Raw genomic sequence first — 20,021 nt, 5'->3', positions numbered from 1 at the left:
GCAGCCTTGCGCCCTAGCGCACAATGCCGCGCGTCGATTGCGCCAGAAAGTCGAGCATCAGTTGCACATCGGCCTGCGCCTCGGGCTCGCAACTGCCATGCAGGTTCTGCAATGCGTCCACGGCGGCCTGCAAGGTCAGGCCGCTGCGGTACAACACCCGATAGACCTGCTTGATGACGGCCAGGCGCTCGGCACTGAAACCACGGCGGCGCAGTCCTTCCAGATTCAGCCCGCGCACAGCCAGCGGATGACCATCCACCATGGTGAACGGCGGCACGTCCTGGCTGATGTGGCTGGCAAAGCCCGCCATCACATGGGCGCCGACCTTGCTGAACTGGTGCACACCGGTCAGCCCGCCAATGATGGCCCAGTCTGCCACCTGCACATGGCCTGCCAGTGTTGCATTGTTGGCAAGGATCGTGTTGTTCCCCACCTGGCAATCATGGGCAATATGCACGTAGGCCATGATCCAGTTGTCGTCGCCGATGCGGGTCACACCCTGGTCCTGCATGGTGCCCGTATTGAAGGTGCAGAACTCTCGGATGGTATTGCGATTGCCGATTTCCAGGCGGGTGGGCTCCCCCGCATACTTCTTGTCCTGCGGCGCGCCGCCCAGGGCTGCGTGCGAATGGACCTGGTTCGACTCACCGATGGTGGTGATGCCATCGATCACGCAATGGGCGCCAATGCTGGTGTGGGCGCCGATACGCACCTGCGGGCCGATAACAGCATACGGCCCAACCGTCACCGTAGGGTGAAGCTGGGCCGCAGAGTCAACAATCGCGGTGGGATGAATGGAACTGACAGCCGTCATCGACGGTCATTCCACGTGACGCATGGTGCACATCAGCTCGGCTTCGGCAGCCACTTCGCCGTCCACGCTGGCGACGCCCTTGAACTTCCAGATACCGCCGCGTACGCGGTCGATCGTGATTTCCAGCACGAGCTGGTCCCCAGGCACAACCGGCCGCTTGAAACGCGCTGAGTCGATACCGACAAAGTAGTAGATATTGTTCTCATCAGGAACCTGCCCCATGGCGTCGAACGCCAGCAGGCCCGCGGCCTGTGCCAGGGCTTCGAGGATCAGCACACCAGGCATGACAGGGCGGCCAGGAAAATGGCCAGTGAAGAACGGCTCGTTGAACGTGACGTTCTTGATCGCCCTGATGCGGGTGTTGCGCTCCAGCTCCTGCACGCGATCCACCAGCAAAAATGGGTAGCGGTGGGGCAGTTGCTTGAGAATTCCTTGAATATCCATCATAGTGAACTCGGCTTAGCCGTTTTTCTGTGTTTGCTCCAAGGCCTTGATGCGGTCTCTCAATGCATGGAGATGTTTTAAGGTGGCGGCGTTCTTTTCCCAGCGGCCATTGTCGTCGATAGGGAAGAAACCGGTGTAGTGCCCTGGCTGCTTGATTGAGCGGCTGACCACGGTCGCCGCCGAAATATGCACATTGTCTGCGATTTCGAGGTGGCCCAGGATCATTCCAGCCCCTCCGATCGTGCATTGGCGCCCGATCTTGGCGCTTCCTGCAATGCCGACGCAGCCCGCCATGGCCGAATTCTCGCCAATCTCGACGTTATGGCCTATCTGCACCTGGTTGTCGATCTTCACACCGTTCGCAATCACCGTGTCTTGCAACGCACCACGGTCAATGCAGGTGTTGGCACCGATTTCCACATCGTCGCCGATTCGCACACCGCCCAGCTGTTCGATCTTGACCCAGCGCCCCTTGTCGTTGGCAAAGCCAAAGCCATCGCCGCCGATGACAGCACCGGGCTGCACCAGCACACGGCTGCCCAGCACGCAGCCAGCGCCCACAGTCACACGGGATGTTAATACTGTCTCTTCGCCGATCACGGCACCACTGGCCACATGGCACAGCGGCCCGATGGACGCTGTGGGGTGAACCTGGGCACCGTCTTCCACCACAGCAGAGGGATGCACGCCAGCGGGTGCAGGCCTGAGCTGGTGAAGCCTGCGCCACAACTGGGTCAGCCGGGCAAAGAACAGGTAGGGATCATCCACCACCAGATAGGCACCGGAGCGCTTGCGCGCCTCTTCTTCCATGCGCGGACCAACTGCCACGCAGCCTGCCTGCGATGCCTGCATTTGCAGGTGCAGCTTAGGGCTGCTCAGAAAACTGATGTCCTGCGGGCCTGCATCTTCCAGTGAGGCAATGGCATCGATTTGCAGATGCCGGTCGCCATTTTCCAGGCGTCCGCCCAGGGCATCAACAATCTGTCCCAGCTGCAAGCTCACACCGCCCCCTGCTTACTTGGCAGCAGGAGCGCCGTTCAAGGCCTTGAGAACCTTTTCGGTGATGTCGTACTTGGGATTGATGTAGACCGCCTCTTGCAGCACCACATCGTACTTTTCCTGCTCGGCAACCTGCTTGACCACCTTATTGGCACGTTCCAGCACGGCAGCCAGCTCTTCGCTCTTGCGGGCACCCAGGTCTTCCTGGAACTCGCGGCGCTTGCGCTGGAATTCACGGTCCTGATCCACCAGTTGGCGCTGGCGCGTTACGCGCTGGCTCTCGGACATGGTGGGCGCTTCGCGCTCGAACTTCTCACCGGCAGCCTTGAGGGAGTTGCCTTGATCGAGCAGTTCTTTTTCACGCTTGGAGAATTCGGCTTCCAGCTTGGTCTGTGCTGCCTTTGCGGCATTGGCTTCGCGGAAGATGCGGTCCGTATTCACAAAACCAGCTTTGAACTCTTGGGCCTGTGCTGCAGCGCCAAATGACAGGGCAGCTGCCAACACGACCAACGGAAAGGGACGAGAAAGGGTTTTCATTAGAAGGATGTTCCGATTTGGAATTGCAATTTCTGGATTTTATCGCCGGTAAATTTACGCACTGGCTGAGCATACGCCAATCGCAGCGGCCCCAGTGGGGAAATCCAGCTCAATCCGATACCAGCAGATGCACGCATTTCATTCAGTTTCAGATCTTGTTCATCACCCCAGACGTTGCCGGCGTCCACGAATGCGAACCAGCGGAAGGTGCGGTCATTGCCGGTACCGGGCATGGGGCCGATGAACTCCGCATTCAAGGTGACCTTCTTCGGACCACCCAAGGTGGCGCCCGTCACGTCACGCGGACCCAGCGTATTTTGCTCAAAGCCGCGCACCGAGCCCAGGCCACCGGAGAAGTAGTTCTTGAACACAGGGAACGCCTTGCCGCCCATGCCCTTGCCCCAGCCCACCTCGCCATTGAGCGCAATCGTGTAGCGCTTGTTCAGAGGCAGGTACTGCTGGATCTGGTAATTGGCCTTGAGATAGCGAGCATCACCGAACAGCGACCATTCGGAATTGAGCTTCTGGAAACGTCCCGAGTTTGGCGCCAGGGCGCTGTCACGGCTATCGCGTGACCACCCCACCGTCAGCGGAAAGTTCAGGCTGGTATTGCCATAGCGCATGGCGTAATCCAGGTAGGCAGCGGGCATGTTGGTGCCCAGCTTGATCTTGGTGTGTTCCAGACCGCCACCCACGTATACCGTGTCGGATTCGCTGAAAGGAATACCAAAACGCACGCTGCCACCCGTCGTCACGATCTGGTAATTGCCGCCCTGCTCGTCATACGGGCGGTCGGTGCGGTAGTACAGATCGTAGGTACGCGAGATGCCGTCCTTGGTGAAGTACGGATCGGTGGTGCTCACCACCAGGGTTCGGTGGAACTTGCTGGTATTGACGTCCACACCCAGGTAATTACCCGAACCAAACACGTTTTCCTGCTTGATACCGAAGGTGAGCGAGACCTTTTCGGCGCTGGAGTAGCCAGCACCCAACTGCAGCGAGCCGGTCGGCTTTTCCTGCACGGTCATGTTCACGTCCACCTGGTCCGGCGCGCCGGGCACTTCCTGGGTGTCGACCGAGACATCGTTGAAGAAACCCAGGCGGTCCACGCGGTCACGCGAGAGCTTGATCTTGTCCGAGTCGTACCAAGATGCTTCGTACTGGCGGATTTCGCGGCGCACCACTTCATCGCGGGTGCGGTTGTTGCCTGCAATGTTCACGCGGCGCACATAGGCACGGCGCGATGGTTCTGCCTTCAGCACCAACTCGACGCGGTTGTTTTCGCGATCGATTTCCGGCACCGCCTCGACACGTGCAAACGCGTAGCCAAAGCTACCAAAGTGGTCGGTGAAACGCTTGGTGGTCTCGGTCACGCGGTCGGCGTTGTAGGGCTCGCCGGGCTTGATGGACACGAGGGACTTGAACTCATCATCGCGGTCCAGGTAATTGCCTTCCAGCTTGACGCCGGAGACCACGAACTTGGGGCCTTCATGCACTTGCAGGTTGATCGAGATGCGCTCCTTGTCCGGCGAGATCGACACTTCGGTCGAGTCGATGCGGAACTCCAGGTAGCCGCGCGACAGGTAGAACGACTTCAGCGTCTCCAGATCGGCGTTGAACTTGGAGCTGGAATAGCGGTCGCTCTTGGTGTACCAACTGAGCCAACCACCGGTATCCTGGTCGAACAGGTCCGTGAGCGTCGACTCCTTGAAATCACGGTTGCCCGAGATGTGGATTTCCTTGATCTTGGCAGCTTCGCCCTCAGTCACCGTGAATGTCAGATTGACGCGGTTGCGCTCGATCGGCGTCACCGTGGTCACCACATCGGCGGCGTACATGCTCTTGTTGATGTACTGGCGCTTGAGTTCCTGCTCGGCACGGTCGGTCAAGGCCTTGTCGTACGGGCGCCCTTCCGTCAGGCCCACATCACGCATGGCCTTTTTCATCGCGTCCTTGTCAAATTCCTTGGTGCCCAAGAAATCGACGTTCGCAATCGTGGGACGCTCTTCCACCACGACCACGAGAACGCTGCCGTTGGCTTCCAGGCGCACATCCTTGAAAAGGCCGAGCGCAAACAGCGAACGAATGGCTGCGGAGCCTTTTTCGTCGTTGTAGTCATCTCCCACATGCAGGGGCATGGAGGCGAAAATGGTTCCAGGCTCCACACGTTGCAGGCCTTCGACGCGAATATCCTGAATGGTGAACGGGTCCAGCGCCCAAGACAGCTTGGCAATCAGCATCAGCGCAGCCGCGGCAGTGGTCTTGCGAAGAAGCGATGTAGGAATGGAATATGTCATTTGTGATAGCAACAAGAGCCGCCCATTATGCAGTAGAGCCGCGAATTTCAGCCCAATAGCCGAGACAAATCGTTAAAGAACGCAATGCACATCATGAGCAGCAGGACAGCGACACCGCCTTTTTGCAAGCGCTCCAGCCATTGCGCAGTAGGTGGCTTGCCGGTGATGGCTTCCCAAAGATAATACATCAGGTGTCCGCCATCCAGAACGGGCAACGGCAGCAGGTTCAGCACACCCAGGCTGACACTGATCAGCGCCAGAAAGGCAATGTATTGCGTCAAGCCGATCTGCGCAGACTTGCCTGCGTATTCGGCAATCGTCAGCGGGCCGCTGATGTTCTGCAGCGATGCCTGCCCGATGACCATCTTGCCCATCATCTTGACGGTGAGCGCAGAAACCTCCCAGGTTTTCTGCACGCCTTTGGCAAAACCTTCCCACGGCCCATAGCGCACATTCACCATGGCGACAGGCGCTCCGATGTAGGCGCCCAGGCGACCAATCCGGGAGCCGCTGTCTTCACTCTGAACCAGTTGCACCGGTACATGAATCTGCGCACCATCACGCAAGACCAACCAGTCCTGCAAGGCGGGCACCTGCTCCTTGCCCGAGGCACGAATCATGCTGCGCAGCTGACCACCATCTCCAACGGCCGCCCCATCAATCGCCAACACCTTGTCACCCTTGCGCAGCTGCGATTTCTCTGCGGCGCTGCCGGACTCCAGATCGCCCAGCACCGCCTCGGTCCACGGATGGGTCAAACCAATTTTTTCCAGCAGTTTGGCGTCCGCGTCCGCAGCATCCAGGCGAGACAGGGGCAGTCGGTACTCCCGCTGCGCACCACCAGCGCGTGGCGCAACACCCGACCCCATAACCGGCACCATGCCCAGCACCACGTCCTTGCCGTTCAGCGCCGCCTGGGCCACAAACCAGCGCAGGTCTTCCAGCGATCGCACAGGCTGCTGCTCTTCACCATCCAGAGCCATCGCCACAACCTTTTCGCCACCTTGCACGCCTGCCTGTGCCAGCAAGCTGGCAGGCGGTGGTGCGCCAACGATGGCGGCCGGCTCGCGCACTCCCATCCAGTTGACACATGCATACAAAACGACGGCCAGCAGCAGGTTGGCCAGAGGCCCTGCGGCAACAATGGCGGCACGCGAGCGCAGCGGCTGCGTGCTGAAAGCGAGGTGACGCTCTTCGGTGGCCACAGGCGCTTCGCGCTCATCCAGCATCCGCACATAGCCACCCAGGGGAATGGCACCAATGACAAATTCGGTATCAGCGCCCTTCTTCTGCCAGCGCAGCAAAGGCCTGCCAAAGCCGATGGAAAAGCGCAGCACCTTCACGCCGCAGGCGACTGCCACCCGGTAGTGGCCGTACTCATGCACGGCAATCAGAATGGCCAGTGCAACGACAAATGCAACAACGGTCAACATTGCTCAAGTCCTTGCTGTCAAAGTATAAAAATCATAGCTTGCTGCGCACCCCTTCACTCCATTCCAGGCTTAAAACATATTGAAACCTGGAGATATCAAGCGCAAGCTGCTCTCTTTTTTATAGAAGTGATTTCAGTCTCGCCCGGCATTCTCGCTCATGCCGCGCAAGCGGTGATGACACCTTCGGCGTAGGAGCGCACTTCCGCATCGAGTGCCAGCAGACTCTCCACGCAATCGGGTGACTGCGGCTGCATGCCTTCCAGCACCTGCGCGTTGACGTGGTAGATCTGGTCGAAACGCATGCGCCCATCCAGAAATGCAGCAACCGCCACTTCATTGGCAGCATTCAATACGGTGGTCGTTCCCCCGGGAGCCCGCAAGGCCTGCCATGACAGGTGCAGCCCCGGGAACCGCTGCGCATCTGCCTCCTCAAAGGTGAGCGCAGCCAGCTTCGAGAAATCCAGCGGCGCAGCGCCGCTCTCCACGCGTTCGGGCCATGCCAGGCCGCAGGCAATGGGGACACGCATGTCGGGCGTCCCCAGTTGCGCCAGGATCGACGCGTCATTGAACTGCACCATCGAATGCACGATCTGCTGCGGATGGATCACCACCTTGATCTGCTCGGGCCGCATGTTGAACAGCCAGCGCGCCTCAATCACCTCCAGCGCCTTGTTCATCATCGTGGCCGAATCGATGGAAATCTTCCTGCCCATCGAGAAATTGGGGTGGTTGCATGCCTGCTGCGGCGTCACATCTCGCAGGCTGGAAGGCTCACGGGTGCGAAACGGTCCGCCCGATGCGGTGAGAATGATGTGATCCACGCGCTGCGGCCACGCAGTGGCGTCTTCGGGCAGGCACTGAAAGATGGCCGAATGCTCGCTGTCGATCGGCAGCAACGTTGCGCCACCCTGAGCCACCGCGTCCATGAAAACCTGGCCGCCAACGACCAGAGCCTCCTTGTTGGCCAGCAACAGCCGTTTGCCCGCCCGGGCCGCAGCCACTGCAGGCCGCAGGCCAGCCGCACCCACAATGGCAGCCATCACGGCATCGACATCGGGATGAGAGGCAATCTGCTCCAGGGCATCGATCCCGTCCAGCACCTCGGTCCGGCAGCCTGCCTGGGCCAGCCGATCACGAAGATCCCGGGCATGGAGCGCGCTGGTCATCACCGCAAAACGCGGCTTGAACTGCAGGCACTGCGCCAGCAGCAAATCCACCTGGGAATGCGCGCTGAGCGCAAACACCTGATAGCGATCCGGATGGCGCGCAACCACATCCAGGGTATTGGTTCCAATCGAGCCCGTCGATCCGAGGACGGTTACTTGCATGGTCATTGCGGAATTCACTTATCCAAAAATTGCAGCAGCATCATTGCCAGCGGCAGCGTAGGCAGCAGAGCATCGATGCGGTCCAGCACGCCGCCATGGCCGGGCAGCAGATTGCTGCTGTCCTTCATGCCAGCGCTGCGCTTGACCAGGGACTCCACCAGATCGCCCGCCACGCTCATTCCAGCCAGAAACACGCAGGCCACCACCATCAGCCAGGGCGAGAATGCCCACAGGCGCGAATACAGGCTCGGTACTGCGGCACCAAAATGACGATCCGCCACGCACCACAGCCCTGCCAGAACCAGCACGCCAAGCGCTCCGCCCCACACACCTTCCCAGCTTTTACCGGGGCTGATGGCCGGAGCCAGCTTGTTCCGGGTAAAGCGCAGCCCGAAAGCGCGGCCTGCAAAATAGGCGCCAATATCAGCCACCCACACCAGCGCAAAGACCGACAGGAGGAAGTTGACGCCGATCCACTTGGCCTGCGCCACCGCAAGCCATGCGGCCCACAGGGCCAGCACGCCGACGACAATGCGGACGGAGCGCGCAATATGGGGCCAACCAGCCACGCCCGCCTTGAGCAGATAGGCGGCCATCAGCACCCACACCGCGCCGACGGCCAGCCACAGCGCAGGCAAAGCAGCCTGCGTCCAGCCCTGCTGCCAAGCAATACCGCACAAAGCCAGGCAAGCTGCGGCCACCACATAGCTCGCTACCCCCTTCAAACCATTCAAGCGCGCCCATTCCCAGGCTGCAGCCCCCATGACCAGCAGCATCAGGGCCGCAAATGGCAAAGGGCTGCCTGCAAAAATGGCCGGAATCAATACCAGCAAGAGGACGATGGCGGTGATGACGCGTTGCTTGAGCAAATGGCTTCTCCAGTAAAAAAGCGGTGGCAACCCACCGCTCACGATCACACTGTCACACTGCCTGCACCGGGGAGACTTGTTCGGAAGTCTTGCCGAACCGGCGTTCACGCTGGTTGAACTCGGCAATCGATGCATCCAGGGCCTGTTCATCAAAATCAGGCCACCACTTGTCACTGAAAATCAGTTCCGAGTAGGCCGCCTGCCACAGCAGGAAATTGCTGATGCGCATCTCTGCGCCGGTACGTATCAGCAGATCCGGATCAGGCACATGGGCCAGCGCCATGGCCTGCGCCATGGATGCCTCGGTGATCGCAGCGCCTGCCGCCTGCAGCTTGGCTGCAGCCTGCGCAATATCCCAACGTCCGCCATAGTTGAAGCAGACGTTGAGCACCATGCGGTCATTGCTGGCCGTGGCCGCTTCTGCCTGAACGAGGCCCGCTTGCACCTTGGCGGAAAGCGAGGCTCGCTCCCCCACAAAAAACAGGCGGATGCCATCGCGCGCCAGCGAGGGGACTTCCTTTGCCAGTGCACCGGCCAGCAACTGCATCAGGCCATCGACCTCATCGGTAGGCCGGTTCCAGTTTTCTGACGAAAAGGCAAAGACCGTGAGCACCTTGACGCCACGCTCTGCGCATGCCTTGGCGCAGCGGCGCAGCGACTCCACCCCTTGCTTGTGGCCAGCCAGACGTGGCAGAAACCGGCGCTTGGCCCATCGCCCATTGCCATCCATGACGATGGCAATATGGTGCGGAATGACAGCAGACTTCATGCGATACGCACCAAGGCTTAGACCGCCATGATGTCTTTTTCTTTTTCCACGACCAACTGGTCGATCAGCACAATGTGCTTGTCGGTGATCTTCTGCACATCGGCTTCCGAGCGCTTTTGATCGTCTTCCGACGCTTCCTTGTCCTTGACCAGCTTCTTGACGCCTTCATTGGCATCACGGCGCAGGTTGCGCACGGCAATCTTGGCGTTTTCGCCTTCGGCCTTGACCAGCTTGGTCATTTCCTTGCGGCGCTCTTCGCTCATCGGAGGCATGGGAACGCGGATCAGGTCACCCATGGCAGCAGGGTTGAGGCCCAATTCGCTTTCACGGATGGCCTTTTCAATCTTCGCCGCCATGTTCTTTTCCCACGGCGTGACGCTGATGGTGCGGCTGTCGATCAAGGCCACATTCGCGACCTGCGACAGGGGCACCATCGAGCCGTAGTAATCGACATGGATGGTGTCGAGCAGCGCAGGATTGGCGCGGCCAGTACGGATCTTGGTCAGGTTGTTTTTGAAGGCCGCGATCGACTGGTCCATCTTGCCTTCGAGATTCTTCTTGATTTCAGCGATTGTCATTGTCTACTCCTCAATACCGCGCATGTTCAGAACAGCGTACATCCATTACGCGTAAACGAGCGTACCCTCATCCTCACCCATGACCACGCGCTTGAGCGCGCCGCTCTTGACGATTGAGAAGACGCGGATCGGCAGTTTCTGGTCGCGGCACAATGCAAAAGCAGTCGCATCCATGATGCCCAGATTGCGGCCCATGGCCTCGTCAAACGTCAGTTGGGTATAGCGAGTGGCCGTTGGATCCTTCATCGGATCTGCGGTGTACACACCATCGACCTTGGTGGCCTTGAGCACCAATTCTGCGCCAATTTCAGCACCACGCAATGCCGCTGCGGTATCGGTGGTGAAAAACGGGTTGCCGGTACCCGCAGCAAACACCACCACCTTGCCTTCTTCCAGATACTGCAGGGCCTTGGGGCGCACATAGGGCTCCACCACCTGCTCGATGCCAATGGCCGACATCACCCGTGCCGTCAAGCCCTGCTTGTCCATGGCATCGGCCAGTGCCAGCGCGTTCATCACCGTGGCCAGCATGCCCATGTAGTCGGCGGTTGCACGATCCATGCCGACGGAGCCACCTGCAACACCACGGAAGATATTGCCACCACCGATCACTACCGCCACCTCCACGCCCAGGCGCGTGACTTCCGCGATCTCTTCAACCATGCGGACGATGGTGGCGCGGTTGATACCGAACGCGTCATCACCCATCAGGGCTTCACCAGAGAGTTTGAGAAGAATGCGCTTGTGGGCTGGGCTGTTGGACATGGTGAAAGCTCCGGAAGGTGGTGGTATGCAAAAACGACAGGTGAAACAAAGGGGCCTAAGCCCCTTTGTCAGGATGATTACTGGCCCTTGGCAGCCGCAACCTGTGCGGCCACTTCAGCGGCGAAGTCATCAACCTTCTTCTCAATGCCTTCACCCACCACGTACAGCGTGAACGAGCTGATCTTGGTGTTGGCAGCCTTGAGCATCTGTTCCACGGTTTGCTTGCCGTCAGCGGCCTTCACAAACACCTGGTTGTACAGCGAGACTTCCTTGAGGTACTTCTGCACCGAGCCTTCAACCATCTTGGCAGCGATATCGGCTGGCTTGCCCGATTCCTGGGCCTTGGCCAGCGCCACGCTGCGCTCTTTTTCGATCAGGTCGGCAGGCACGTCGTCCGAGCTCAAAGCCACTGGCTTCATCGCAGCCACGTGCATGGCCACATCCTTGGCAGCCTGGGCGTCACCTTCGTATTCGACCATCACGCCGATACGGGTGCCGTGCAGGTACACAGCCAGGTTGCTGCCCGAGAAACGCTTGAAGCGACGGAAGGACATGTTCTCACCGATCTTGCCGATCAGGCCCTTGCGCACGTCTTCCAGCGTAGGGCCAAAGGTGTCCTGCTCGTAAGCCAGGGCGCCCAGTGCTTCCACGTCAGCGGGATTCTTTTCCGTCACCAGCTTGGCCGCTGCGTTGGCCATGGAGATGAAGCTGTCGTTCTTGGACACGAAGTCGGTTTCGCTGTTGACTTCGATCATGGCGCCTTCGTTGCCATTCACGAAAGCGGCGATCACGCCTTCTGCAGCAATACGCGAAGCAGCCTTGCCAGCCTTGGTGCCCAGCTTGACGCGCAGCAACTCTTCAGCCTTGGCCATATCGCCATCAGCCTCGGTCAGTGCCTTCTTGCATTCCATCATGGGCGCGTCGGTCTTAGCGCGCAGTTCTGCCACCATGCTTGCGGTAATTGCCATTTTGATTCTCCGTATTCAGTTCAATTGGATGATTGGAAACGTAGGTAAAAAAAAGGGGGCCAGTGAGGAGCCCCGCTTTTCATTCGCGACCCTGAGGGCAGCCCTGTGGATCAAGCAGCGGAATTTTCCACTTCCACAAACTCGTCGCCTTCTTCGCCGGAAACAGCCTTGACCACTTCGGTCACGGCGTTCGCACGGCCTTCCAGGATCGCGTCAGCGATACCGCGGGCGTACAGTTCCACAGCCTTGGCAGAGTCATCGTTACCAGGGATCACATAGTCGATGCCTTCTGGGTTGTGGTTGGTATCCACCACACCGATCAGAGGAATGCCCAGCTTCTTGGCTTCGGCGATTGCAATCTTGTGGTAGCCCACGTCGATCACGAAGATGGCATCAGGCAGAGCGTTCATGTCCTGGATGCCGCCGATGTCCTTCTCGAGCTTCTCCAGTTCGCGCGAGAACATCAGCTGTTCCTTCTTGCTCATCGATTCCAGACCGGCTTCCTGCTGAGCCTTCATGTCCTTCAGACGCTTGATCGAGGTCTTCACGGTCTTGAAGTTGGTCAGCATGCCGCCCAGCCAGCGCTGGTCGACATAAGGAACGCCTGCGCGCTGAGCTTCAGCAGCCAGGGTTTCGCGGGCTTGGCGCTTGGTGCCAACCATCAGGATGGTGCCACGGTTTGCCGACAGTTGCTTGACGAACTTCTGGGCGTCCTGGAACAGGGGCAGGCTCTTTTCCAGGTTGATGATGTGAATCTTGTTGCGGCTACCAAAAATGTACTGGCCCATCTTGGGGTTCCAGAAACGGGTTTGGTGGCCAAAGTGGACGCCGGCTTCCAGCATCTCGCGCATCGTAACGGACATAGTCTTCTCCGAAGGTTAGGTCTAAAATCCCGTCCAACAATTGCATGCACCGCAAGCGGCTTAGCAACACCTTGGCGGACGGGTTTGCGATTTGTTCTGCACACAACACAGGCACACCATGTGCGCGGCATTCGGCAAAACCCTAGGATTCTAGCATATTCCGAGGATGCGTCGAAAAGCCCGTCCCACGCCCACCCCCTCGATTGTGAATTTCAATGAACAATCCATCCCCGCTTGATTTGAATGACCAAAAATCTGGGCACAATCTGGCAGTGGAATGCACCAATGTTGCAATTTCTTGCAGCCAACACGCATTCTGAGAACGTAGGCACGCTCCCAAAAAAATCGAACCGGCCGGTCTATTGGCATCTATGAAAATTGCAGTCGTTGGTGCAGGCATAGCGGGTATTGCCACCGCTTTTGAGCTGATGGAAGCCGGAAACGAGGTCTGCATCTACGAGCAGCACCGTACTGCTGGCGAAGAAGCGAGCTTCGCCCCGTCCGGCCTCATGTGGCCCTGCGTGATCAACCCTTGGGGCGCCACCGCCTTCCAGCACGTCCTGCGCCTGGGGCTGCACCGGCCCGCATTTGCCGAGCTGGACGTCCACGGCAATCTGCTGTCCGCGAGCCGCCGTTGGGCACGCAAATACCAGTCCATCGCAAAGAAACACAGCAACACCGAATCCATCGATGCCCTACAGACGCTGGAGCTGCTGTCCATGCAGCGCCTGCAGCATGCGCAGGAATTGTTCGATATCGAAGCCCAGTTCAATGCCGGCTTGCTGCTGCCACTGCGCAAGGAGCCCAATGCAGCCGCACTCTATGAGTTGACACGGCGCCTGTCGGCCGCGCATGTGGACTACCAGCAGTGCACCGAGGCCGAAGCCCGTGCGCTGGAGCCCGGGCTCGCCACCGAGATCCGCATGGCCGGTGCCCTGCACCTGCCCCAGGCCTGGGCCGGCAACGGGCGGCTGTTCTCCCAAGGCCTTCTGCAGGCGCTGCAAGGCCATGGACTGCAGCTGCTCACGCAGCATGCCATCACCCGCATCCAGCCGCAGAACCAAGGCGTGCGCCTGACCACCAGCGCTGGCGAGCACGACCACGACGCCGTGGTTCTGTGCGCGGGCGAGCACACCACGCAGTTGCTGCAGGCCGTTGGTGTCCGCCTGCCAGCCGCGCCCATCCACGGCTACAGCGCCAGCATCCAGATTGCCGAGCAGTCGCTGGCACCGCGCGGCTCGATCATCGATCTCGAAAACAGCATGGTGTTGACCCGCCAAGGCACTCGCCTGCGCATCAGCGGTGGTGCCGAGCTGGGCTGGCAAGGCAGTCCGGAGCGCACCGAGGAAGCTCGTCACCAGCTTATCAGCGTGCTGCTTGAATGGTTTCCCGGCAGCATCCAGCGCAGCCAGTCGGTGCTGCAGACTTGGCGCGGCGCGCGCATGACCGTGCCTGATGGCCTGCCGGTGATGGGTGCCGCAGGCGCGCCCGGCGTCTGGATCAACGCGGCACATGGCGGCTATGGCTGGGGCCTGTCCATGGGCTGCGCCCACCATGTGCGCCAGCTCGTCATGGGGCAAGCAACCTCGGTCGATGCCGCAGCCTTTGCACTGGGCCGTTTCGACTGAAGCCTGGAGCGGTTCACCCCCCGCCGACCGGTGCCGAGCTACGATAGTGCATGGCCTCCACCACACAAGCCGCCCCTGCGTCCCTTGACGGCAGCTATCCAGCACTGCTGAATGCGGAGCAAACTCGCTTTGCCGAGCAAGCCCTGGCAGCGCATCTACCACCTCACACCTTGATGCGACGCGCGGGCGAAGCCACTGCCCGCCTCGCGCTGGCCCTGGCCCCGCACGCCCGAGCCATCTGGCTCGCCTGCGGCCCTGGCAACAACGGCGGTGACGGACTGGAAGCCGCAGTGCATCTGGCTGCCGCAGGCAAGACCATTCACGTCACCATGTTGCAGGCAGAAGACAAGGCCCCGCCAGAAGGCGCCACACACGCCTTACAACGCGCCCGCGCAGCCGGGCTGGCCATCAGCAGTGAGCCGCCGCCCCACTACGACCTGGCAATCGATGCCCTCTGGGGCATCGGGCTGCGCAGTGGCATGGTGCTGCAGCCCGGCTCGACTGCCGCGCGCTGCGTGCATGCCCTGTTGCACACCGAAAGCGATGTGCTGAGTGTGGACACGCCATCCGGCCTGCTGTGCGATACCGGCGCGCTGGCTCCCGCATTTGCGGCGCTTGCACCGTCTGCACCACGGGGGCGGCGCTATACGCTCAGCATGCTCGGGCTCAAACCAGGTCTGTTCACCCACCAGGGCCGGGATTGGGCAGGCGAAGTGTGGGTCGCGCCTTTACGGGATGACAGCAGTGCTATAAAAATTGACAGCACTGTGCCCGACAGATTTACGTCGGCAGCCGATTTGGCATGCAGCACCCCTTCCGCTTACCTGGTAACCCACCACCGGCAAAACCCGCAGGCCCAGAACACCCACAAAGGCCAGTTTGGCGATGTGGGCGTGCTGGGGGGTGCCCCAGGCATGGAAGGCGCCGCCCTGCTGGCTGCAAGTGCTGCCCTGCACAGCGGAGCCGGTCGCGTGATGCTGCACCTCATTGGCAGCACGGGCGCCCGCCCGAGCACTCTGGCTCCCGACATCATGGTGCGCACTCTGGATGGACTGCTGGCCCAGCGCGGCGCCCTGGCCTGCGGCTGCGGCGGCGGCACGGCCATTGCAGCGGTGCTGCCACAGGTTCTGGCGCGCAGCGGGCCTGTGGTGCTGGATGCCGACGCGCTCAACGTCGTCGCAGCCTCTCCCCCGCTACAGCAGGCACTGGCCGCGCGCACAGCCCATGGCGTCACCGTGCTGACACCCCACCCACTGGAATTGGCACGGCTGCTGGCCTGCACGACTGCCGCCATCCAGGCGGACCGGATCAGCGCTGCGCGTCGGGCCGCACAGCAATGGCAATGCATTGTGGTGCTCAAGGGCAGCGGCACGGTGATTGCCGCGCCGGACGGAAGCTACGCCATCAACCATAGCGGCAACGCACGGCTGGCCATCGGCGGCACCGGTGACGTACTGGCCGGGTGCATCGCCGCACAGCTTGCCGGTCTGAAAAGCGAAGCCCGCAAGACCCATGGCCCTGCGTGGCAGCACGCCTGGCAACGGGTTCTGAATGCGGTGTGGCTGCACGGCCATGTGGCAGACACCTGGGATCTGCACCTCCCCACACAACCCACGCTGACCGCTTCTCGCTTGGCAGAGGCACTGCCCCGCCAGTCTGGATCTTGAGTTAAATCAAGCGCTATTGAGAACCTGAAAAAACATAGCTACCAGCGACTTTCCTTCAAAGGTTTCAGAGGTAAAACGCACTGAATCCCAATGCCAGAAAGCGCCAACCGCTCCTGTTTTCGATATCCAACCTAAGACTCTCCACCAGTCACCACTCAACCACGCCCCACGAAGGGCATCTTGGTTGCCATCACCGTGTGGAAGAGCACATTGCATTCCAGCGGCAGATTGGCCATGTACAGCACGGACTGCCCCACCACATCCACATCCATCAAAGGCTCAGGCGCAATTTCGCCGTAGGCCTGCATCACGCCTTGGGTCATGCGCATGGCCAGTTCGGTGCCTGCATTTCCCACATCGATCTGGCCCACGGCGATGTCGTACCTGCGGCCGTCGAGTGATGCAGTCTTGGTCAGCCCCGCCACCGCATGCTTGGTCGATGTATAGGCAATCGACATGGGGCGTGGCGTGTGCGCCGAGATGGAGCCGTTGTTGATGATGCGCCCTCCCATGGGCGACTGGTGGCGCATCACGCGGAAGGCCTGCTGCAGGCAGTAGAACATGCCGTTCAGGTTCACATTCACCACATCGTTCCAGGTCTCGACGGGCAGCTCGTCAATGGGCACGGCCGGTGCGCCCCGGCCAGCGTTGTTGAACAGCATGTCCACCCGGCCAAAACGCGCCACCGCGGCATCGAACAGCGCCTTCACCGCCACCGGGTCCGCCACATCGGTCGGTACCACCAGCACCTGCTCGGCATCCTTGGCGTGGCTGGCTACCTCTTGCAGCGGCTCGGGGCGGCGGCCCGCCAGCACCACGGCCCAGCCATCGTTCATCAAGGCCAATGCGGCAGCGCGGCCAATACCGGTGCCTGCACCGGTTACCACGGCAATCTTGCGGGTTGGGTTGGTCATGGTCTTGTACTCCTTGTTGTTGTCTATTCAATAAAAGAAAAAAGCCAGATCACCTCCTGCTGGTAACCTGGCTCGCATCATAGTGGCGCACACACGGCGCTCAGCGCATCAACGCCGACCCTTGCGAGCCGCTTTCTTGGCAGCCTGCTTGGCGCCAGCATTGCGCTGATCCTGACGGCGCGCGTTGCCCGCTTCGCGCGAGGCCGCCTTGGATCGCTTGACCCCGGCGCGCTGGGCCGCATAGGCCTCATCGCTGCCGCTGCGCGGGCCACGGCTTGGCTGCCCTTCGGCAGCAGCATCGCGCTGGCGTGCCTTGGCAGATTTGGTGGACTTGGCGGACCGCGGCGAGGCTGCCGCTACGTCTTCACCCTCATGCACGAGGCGGAAGTCGATCTTGCGCGCATCCAGATCCACACGACTGACCTGGATCTGCAGGCGCGTTCCGATGGTGTAACGGATGCCGGTACGCTCGCCGCGCAGTTCCTGGCGCATTTCGTCGAAGCGGAAGTAATCACCGCCCAGTTCGCTGATGTGGATCAGGCCCTCCACATACAGCTGGTCCAGCGTGACGAACAGGCCGAATGTGGTGACCGCCGAGACGACGCCGCTGTATTCCTCGCCCAGATGCTCGCGCATGTATTTGCACTTGAGCCAGGCTTCCACATCACGGCTCGCCTCATCGGCACGACGCTCGTTGGCGCTGCAGTGCAGGCCGGCCGCCTCCCAGGCCTGCGTTTCGCGCGAAACGCGCTGCGTGCGCTGTGCCAGCTGCTTGGTGGGAGCGGCCACCCGCGAGGCCAGGCGCTTGGCCAGCTTGGCTTCGGCCTCGCCCGGCGTCGGCAGCGCCGGCAACTGGTAGCGCTTGCCCGCCAGGATGGATTTGATGACGCGGTGCACCAGCAGATCCGGGTAGCGCCGGATCGGACTGGTGAAATGCGTGTACGCCTCGTACCCCAGGCCAAAGTGGCCGCTGTTGATCGGCGTATAGATCGCCTGCTGCATGGAGCGCAGCAGCATGGTGTGGATCTGTTGCGCGTCCGGGCGGTCCTTGGTGGCCTGCGCAATGGCCTGGAATTCGGCAGGCTGCGGATCATCGCTGATCGACATGCCCACACCCATGGCCTTGAGGTAGCCGCGCAGAATGTCCTGCTTCTCCGGAGTCGGGCCTTCGTGCACGCGGAACAATCCCGGCTGGCCGCTTTCCTGAATGAAATCGGCCGCGCAGACATTGGCCGCGAGCATGGCCTCTTCGATCAGGCGGTGCGCCTCGGTGCGCGTGCGCGGCACGATTTTTTCGATACGTCCGTTCTCATCGCAGACGATCTGGGTTTCCGTCGTCTCGAAATCCACGGCACCACGGCGTCCGCGCGCAGCGAGCAAGGCCTTGTACACGTCGTGCAGGTTCAACAGATCCGGTACGCGCTCCTGGCGCTTCATGGCTTCCTGTCCGCGCGTGTTGGCCAGGATGGCCGCCACCTCGGTATAGGTAAAGCGTGCATGACTATGCATCACCGCCGGGTAGAACTGGTAGGCATGGATATCACCGCCGGCAGTGACCACCATGTCGGCCACCATGCACAGGCGCTCCACATCTGGATTGAGCGAGCACAGCCCGTTGCTGAGCTTCTCGGGCAGCATCGGAATCACGCGGCGCGGGAAATACACGCTGGTAGCGCGGTCGTAGGCGTCCACATCGATGGCATTGCCGGTCTGCACATAGTGGCTGACATCGGCAATCGCCACCAGAAGGCGCCACCCCTTGGTGCGGCCGATGCGCATCGGCTCGCAATAGACGGCATCGTCAAAATCGCGCGCGTCCTCACCATCGATGGTCACCAGCGGAATATCAGTCAGGTCGACCCGGTCCTTGCGGTCCGCCGCGCGCACCTTGTCGGGCAGCTTCTTGGCAAGAGCCAGGCACTCGTCCGAAAACTCATGCGGCACGCCATACTTGCGCACGGCAATTTCGATTTCCATACCGGGGTCGTCGATCTCGCCCAGCACCTCGACCACGCGTCCCACGGGCTGGCCAAACAGCGCAGGCGGCTCGGTCAACTCGACCACCACGACCTGGCCGGTCTTGGCTGCACCGATGGCACCGCCGGGAATGAGAATGTCCTGCCCGTAGCGCTTGTCTTCGGGGGCAACCAGCCACACACCGCTTTCCTGCAGCAGACGGCCAATGATGGGGTGCGGGGGACGCTCGATGATTTCTACAATGCGGCCTTCCGGACGGCCTTTGCGATCGGTGCGCACGATGCGGGCGCGGACCCTGTCGCGGTGCAGTACTGCGCGCATTTCGTTGGCCGGTATGTAGATGTCGCTTTCGTTGTCATCCCGGATCACGAAGCCGTGGCCTTCACGGTGGCCTTGGACTACACCTTCAATTTCTTCTGACAAATTATCTGCTCCTGTGTTGGCAGCCGTTTTTTTGATATACAATCGCATTCTTTCCTGAAATGCCCAGGTGGCGGAATTGGTAGACGCACTAGTTTCAGGTACTAGCGGGTAACTCCGTGGAGGTTCGAGTCCTCTCCTGGGCACCAAGTTTAACGACAAGTAATTACTTGTTTTGTGAAAACGGTGAAATATCGGTCTTCACTTACCAAACAAACAGCGGTTTCAGGAAAGTTGACGAAGAGCCTGGCTCTGAATCACAAGCCCAGGTGGCGGAATTGGTAGACGCACTAGTTTCAGGTACTAGCGGGTAACTCCGTGGAGGTTCGAGTCCTCTCCTGGGCACCAGACATAAGCCGCTGCACTTTTTGTGCAGCGGCTTTTTCTTTGCCTGCACGGCACTCCAATGCACCCCGCCCTGCGCACAGCGCCCAATGCCTCCTGGTCCACCGGCAAAGGCGGCTGTTGAGCGCCAGCGCTCCATCCACCTGCCCACACCGTCGGCGCATAGCACCCTCCAACCACACGCGCTGCGACGGCATCTCTCCCCGCCATCGGAGCCAAGCGCTGCGTGCGCAGCACCGGCAAAGGCCACGGGCTTCCTCATACAGCACTCCGGCTTCCCGCTCCTTGTCAGCACCGCACACCCCCAACCAGAGCTTCTGAAAAATTTTTCGCATTTGCTCGAAAGCTGCGAAAAATCACCCCTATAATTGCGGCTTCCCTGAAAGCCCAGGTGGCGGAATTGGTA

Annotated in this window: 17 protein-coding genes and 2 tRNA genes; 4 read left to right on the top strand and 15 right to left on the bottom strand. The window is 60.7% G+C overall.

Translation table 11 applies throughout. From position 1 onward, the window contains the following. Positions 1-13 precede the first annotated feature (13 nt). The 13 genes from lpxA to rpsB all read right to left on the bottom strand — a co-directional run bounded on the left by lpxA (position 14) and on the right by rpsB (position 12,664). Positions 14-814: an acyl-ACP--UDP-N-acetylglucosamine O-acyltransferase gene (lpxA, locus tag ACH2DG_RS18670; protein ID WP_224149659.1), complete on the bottom strand. Its 801-nt coding sequence runs from the start codon at positions 812-814 to the stop codon at positions 14-16. Between the two features lie 6 nt (positions 815-820). Beyond that, positions 821-1,261: a 3-hydroxyacyl-ACP dehydratase FabZ gene (gene fabZ / locus ACH2DG_RS18665; protein WP_184708138.1), complete on the bottom strand. Its 441-nt coding sequence runs from the start codon at positions 1,259-1,261 to the stop codon at positions 821-823. A gap of 12 nt (positions 1,262-1,273) precedes the next feature. Further along, complete coding sequence (gene lpxD, locus ACH2DG_RS18660) at positions 1,274-2,260, bottom strand: UDP-3-O-(3-hydroxymyristoyl)glucosamine N-acyltransferase (RefSeq protein WP_395027952.1); 987 nt, start codon at positions 2,258-2,260, stop codon at positions 1,274-1,276. Positions 2,261-2,272: 12 nt separating this feature from the next. After that, the gene (locus ACH2DG_RS18655) at positions 2,273-2,794 is read right to left on the bottom strand and encodes an OmpH family outer membrane protein (RefSeq protein ID WP_224149661.1); all 522 of its coding nucleotides are present in this window, start codon (positions 2,792-2,794) and stop codon (positions 2,273-2,275) included. After that, on the bottom strand, positions 2,794-5,034 hold the full coding sequence (gene bamA / locus ACH2DG_RS18650) for an outer membrane protein assembly factor BamA (RefSeq protein WP_377779517.1): 2,241 nt from the start codon (positions 5,032-5,034) through the stop codon (positions 2,794-2,796). Before bamA ends, ACH2DG_RS18655 begins: the two co-directional genes overlap by 1 nt. Before the next feature lie 104 nt (positions 5,035-5,138). Then, on the bottom strand, positions 5,139-6,524 hold the full coding sequence (rseP, locus tag ACH2DG_RS18645; protein WP_395027951.1) for an RIP metalloprotease RseP: 1,386 nt from the start codon (positions 6,522-6,524) through the stop codon (positions 5,139-5,141). Between the two features lie 155 nt (positions 6,525-6,679). After that, the gene (gene ispC, locus ACH2DG_RS18640) at positions 6,680-7,858 is read right to left on the bottom strand and encodes a 1-deoxy-D-xylulose-5-phosphate reductoisomerase (RefSeq protein ID WP_395027950.1); all 1,179 of its coding nucleotides are present in this window, start codon (positions 7,856-7,858) and stop codon (positions 6,680-6,682) included. 8 nt (positions 7,859-7,866) lie between these two features. Continuing rightward, entirely contained in the window at positions 7,867-8,721 is an 855-nt protein-coding gene (locus tag ACH2DG_RS18635) for a phosphatidate cytidylyltransferase (RefSeq protein WP_395027949.1), read from the bottom strand. A 52-nt stretch (positions 8,722-8,773) separates the two neighbouring features. After that, positions 8,774-9,490 (bottom strand): polyprenyl diphosphate synthase, encoded by a 717-nt coding sequence (gene uppS, locus ACH2DG_RS18630; protein WP_395027948.1) that lies wholly within the window; start codon positions 9,488-9,490, stop codon positions 8,774-8,776. A gap of 17 nt (positions 9,491-9,507) precedes the next feature. After that, positions 9,508-10,068 carry a ribosome recycling factor gene (gene frr, locus ACH2DG_RS18625; protein WP_224149667.1) on the bottom strand — a complete coding sequence of 187 codons (561 nt, stop codon included), beginning with the start codon at positions 10,066-10,068 and terminating at the stop codon, positions 9,508-9,510. Positions 10,069-10,113: 45 nt separating this feature from the next. Then, the gene (pyrH, locus tag ACH2DG_RS18620; protein WP_224149668.1) at positions 10,114-10,833 is read right to left on the bottom strand and encodes a UMP kinase; all 720 of its coding nucleotides are present in this window, start codon (positions 10,831-10,833) and stop codon (positions 10,114-10,116) included. 77 nt (positions 10,834-10,910) lie between these two features. Further along, a complete protein-coding gene (gene tsf / locus ACH2DG_RS18615) occupies positions 10,911-11,801 on the bottom strand; it encodes a translation elongation factor Ts (RefSeq protein WP_224149669.1) in 891 nt (296 codons plus the stop codon). Positions 11,802-11,911: 110 nt separating this feature from the next. Beyond that, positions 11,912-12,664, bottom strand: a complete 753-nt coding sequence (rpsB, locus tag ACH2DG_RS18610) for a 30S ribosomal protein S2 (RefSeq protein ID WP_395027945.1) — start codon at positions 12,662-12,664, stop codon at positions 11,912-11,914. Between the two features lie 371 nt (positions 12,665-13,035). Between rpsB and ACH2DG_RS18605 the strand changes: the two genes are divergently transcribed. After that, positions 13,036-14,292: an NAD(P)/FAD-dependent oxidoreductase gene (locus tag ACH2DG_RS18605; RefSeq protein WP_395027944.1), complete on the top strand. Its 1,257-nt coding sequence runs from the start codon at positions 13,036-13,038 to the stop codon at positions 14,290-14,292. A gap of 50 nt (positions 14,293-14,342) precedes the next feature. Further along, entirely contained in the window at positions 14,343-15,959 is a 1,617-nt protein-coding gene (locus ACH2DG_RS18600) for an NAD(P)H-hydrate dehydratase (protein ID WP_395027943.1), read from the top strand. Positions 15,960-16,114: 155 nt separating this feature from the next. Here the strand turns inward: ACH2DG_RS18600 and ACH2DG_RS18595 are convergent, their stop codons facing one another. Both ACH2DG_RS18595 and rnr read right to left on the bottom strand, forming a co-directional pair. Continuing rightward, positions 16,115-16,873 carry an SDR family oxidoreductase gene (locus ACH2DG_RS18595; protein ID WP_395027941.1) on the bottom strand — a complete coding sequence of 253 codons (759 nt, stop codon included), beginning with the start codon at positions 16,871-16,873 and terminating at the stop codon, positions 16,115-16,117. A 108-nt stretch (positions 16,874-16,981) separates the two neighbouring features. After that, a complete protein-coding gene (gene rnr, locus ACH2DG_RS18590) occupies positions 16,982-19,315 on the bottom strand; it encodes a ribonuclease R (protein WP_395027939.1) in 2,334 nt (777 codons plus the stop codon). A 19-nt stretch (positions 19,316-19,334) separates the two neighbouring features. Between rnr and ACH2DG_RS18585 the strand changes: the two genes are divergently transcribed. Beyond that, positions 19,335-19,419 (top strand) — tRNA-Leu (locus ACH2DG_RS18585). A gap of 114 nt (positions 19,420-19,533) precedes the next feature. After that, positions 19,534-19,618, top strand: a tRNA-Leu gene (locus tag ACH2DG_RS18580). The last annotated feature ends 403 nt before the right edge of the window (positions 19,619-20,021 follow it).

The organism is Comamonas odontotermitis (genome assembly GCF_040396735.1).
GTDB lineage: Bacteria > Pseudomonadota > Gammaproteobacteria > Burkholderiales > Burkholderiaceae_C > Comamonas > Comamonas odontotermitis_C.
Note: the sequence above shows the minus strand (reverse complement) of the source record. Positions and strands in the feature narration are given on the sequence as shown.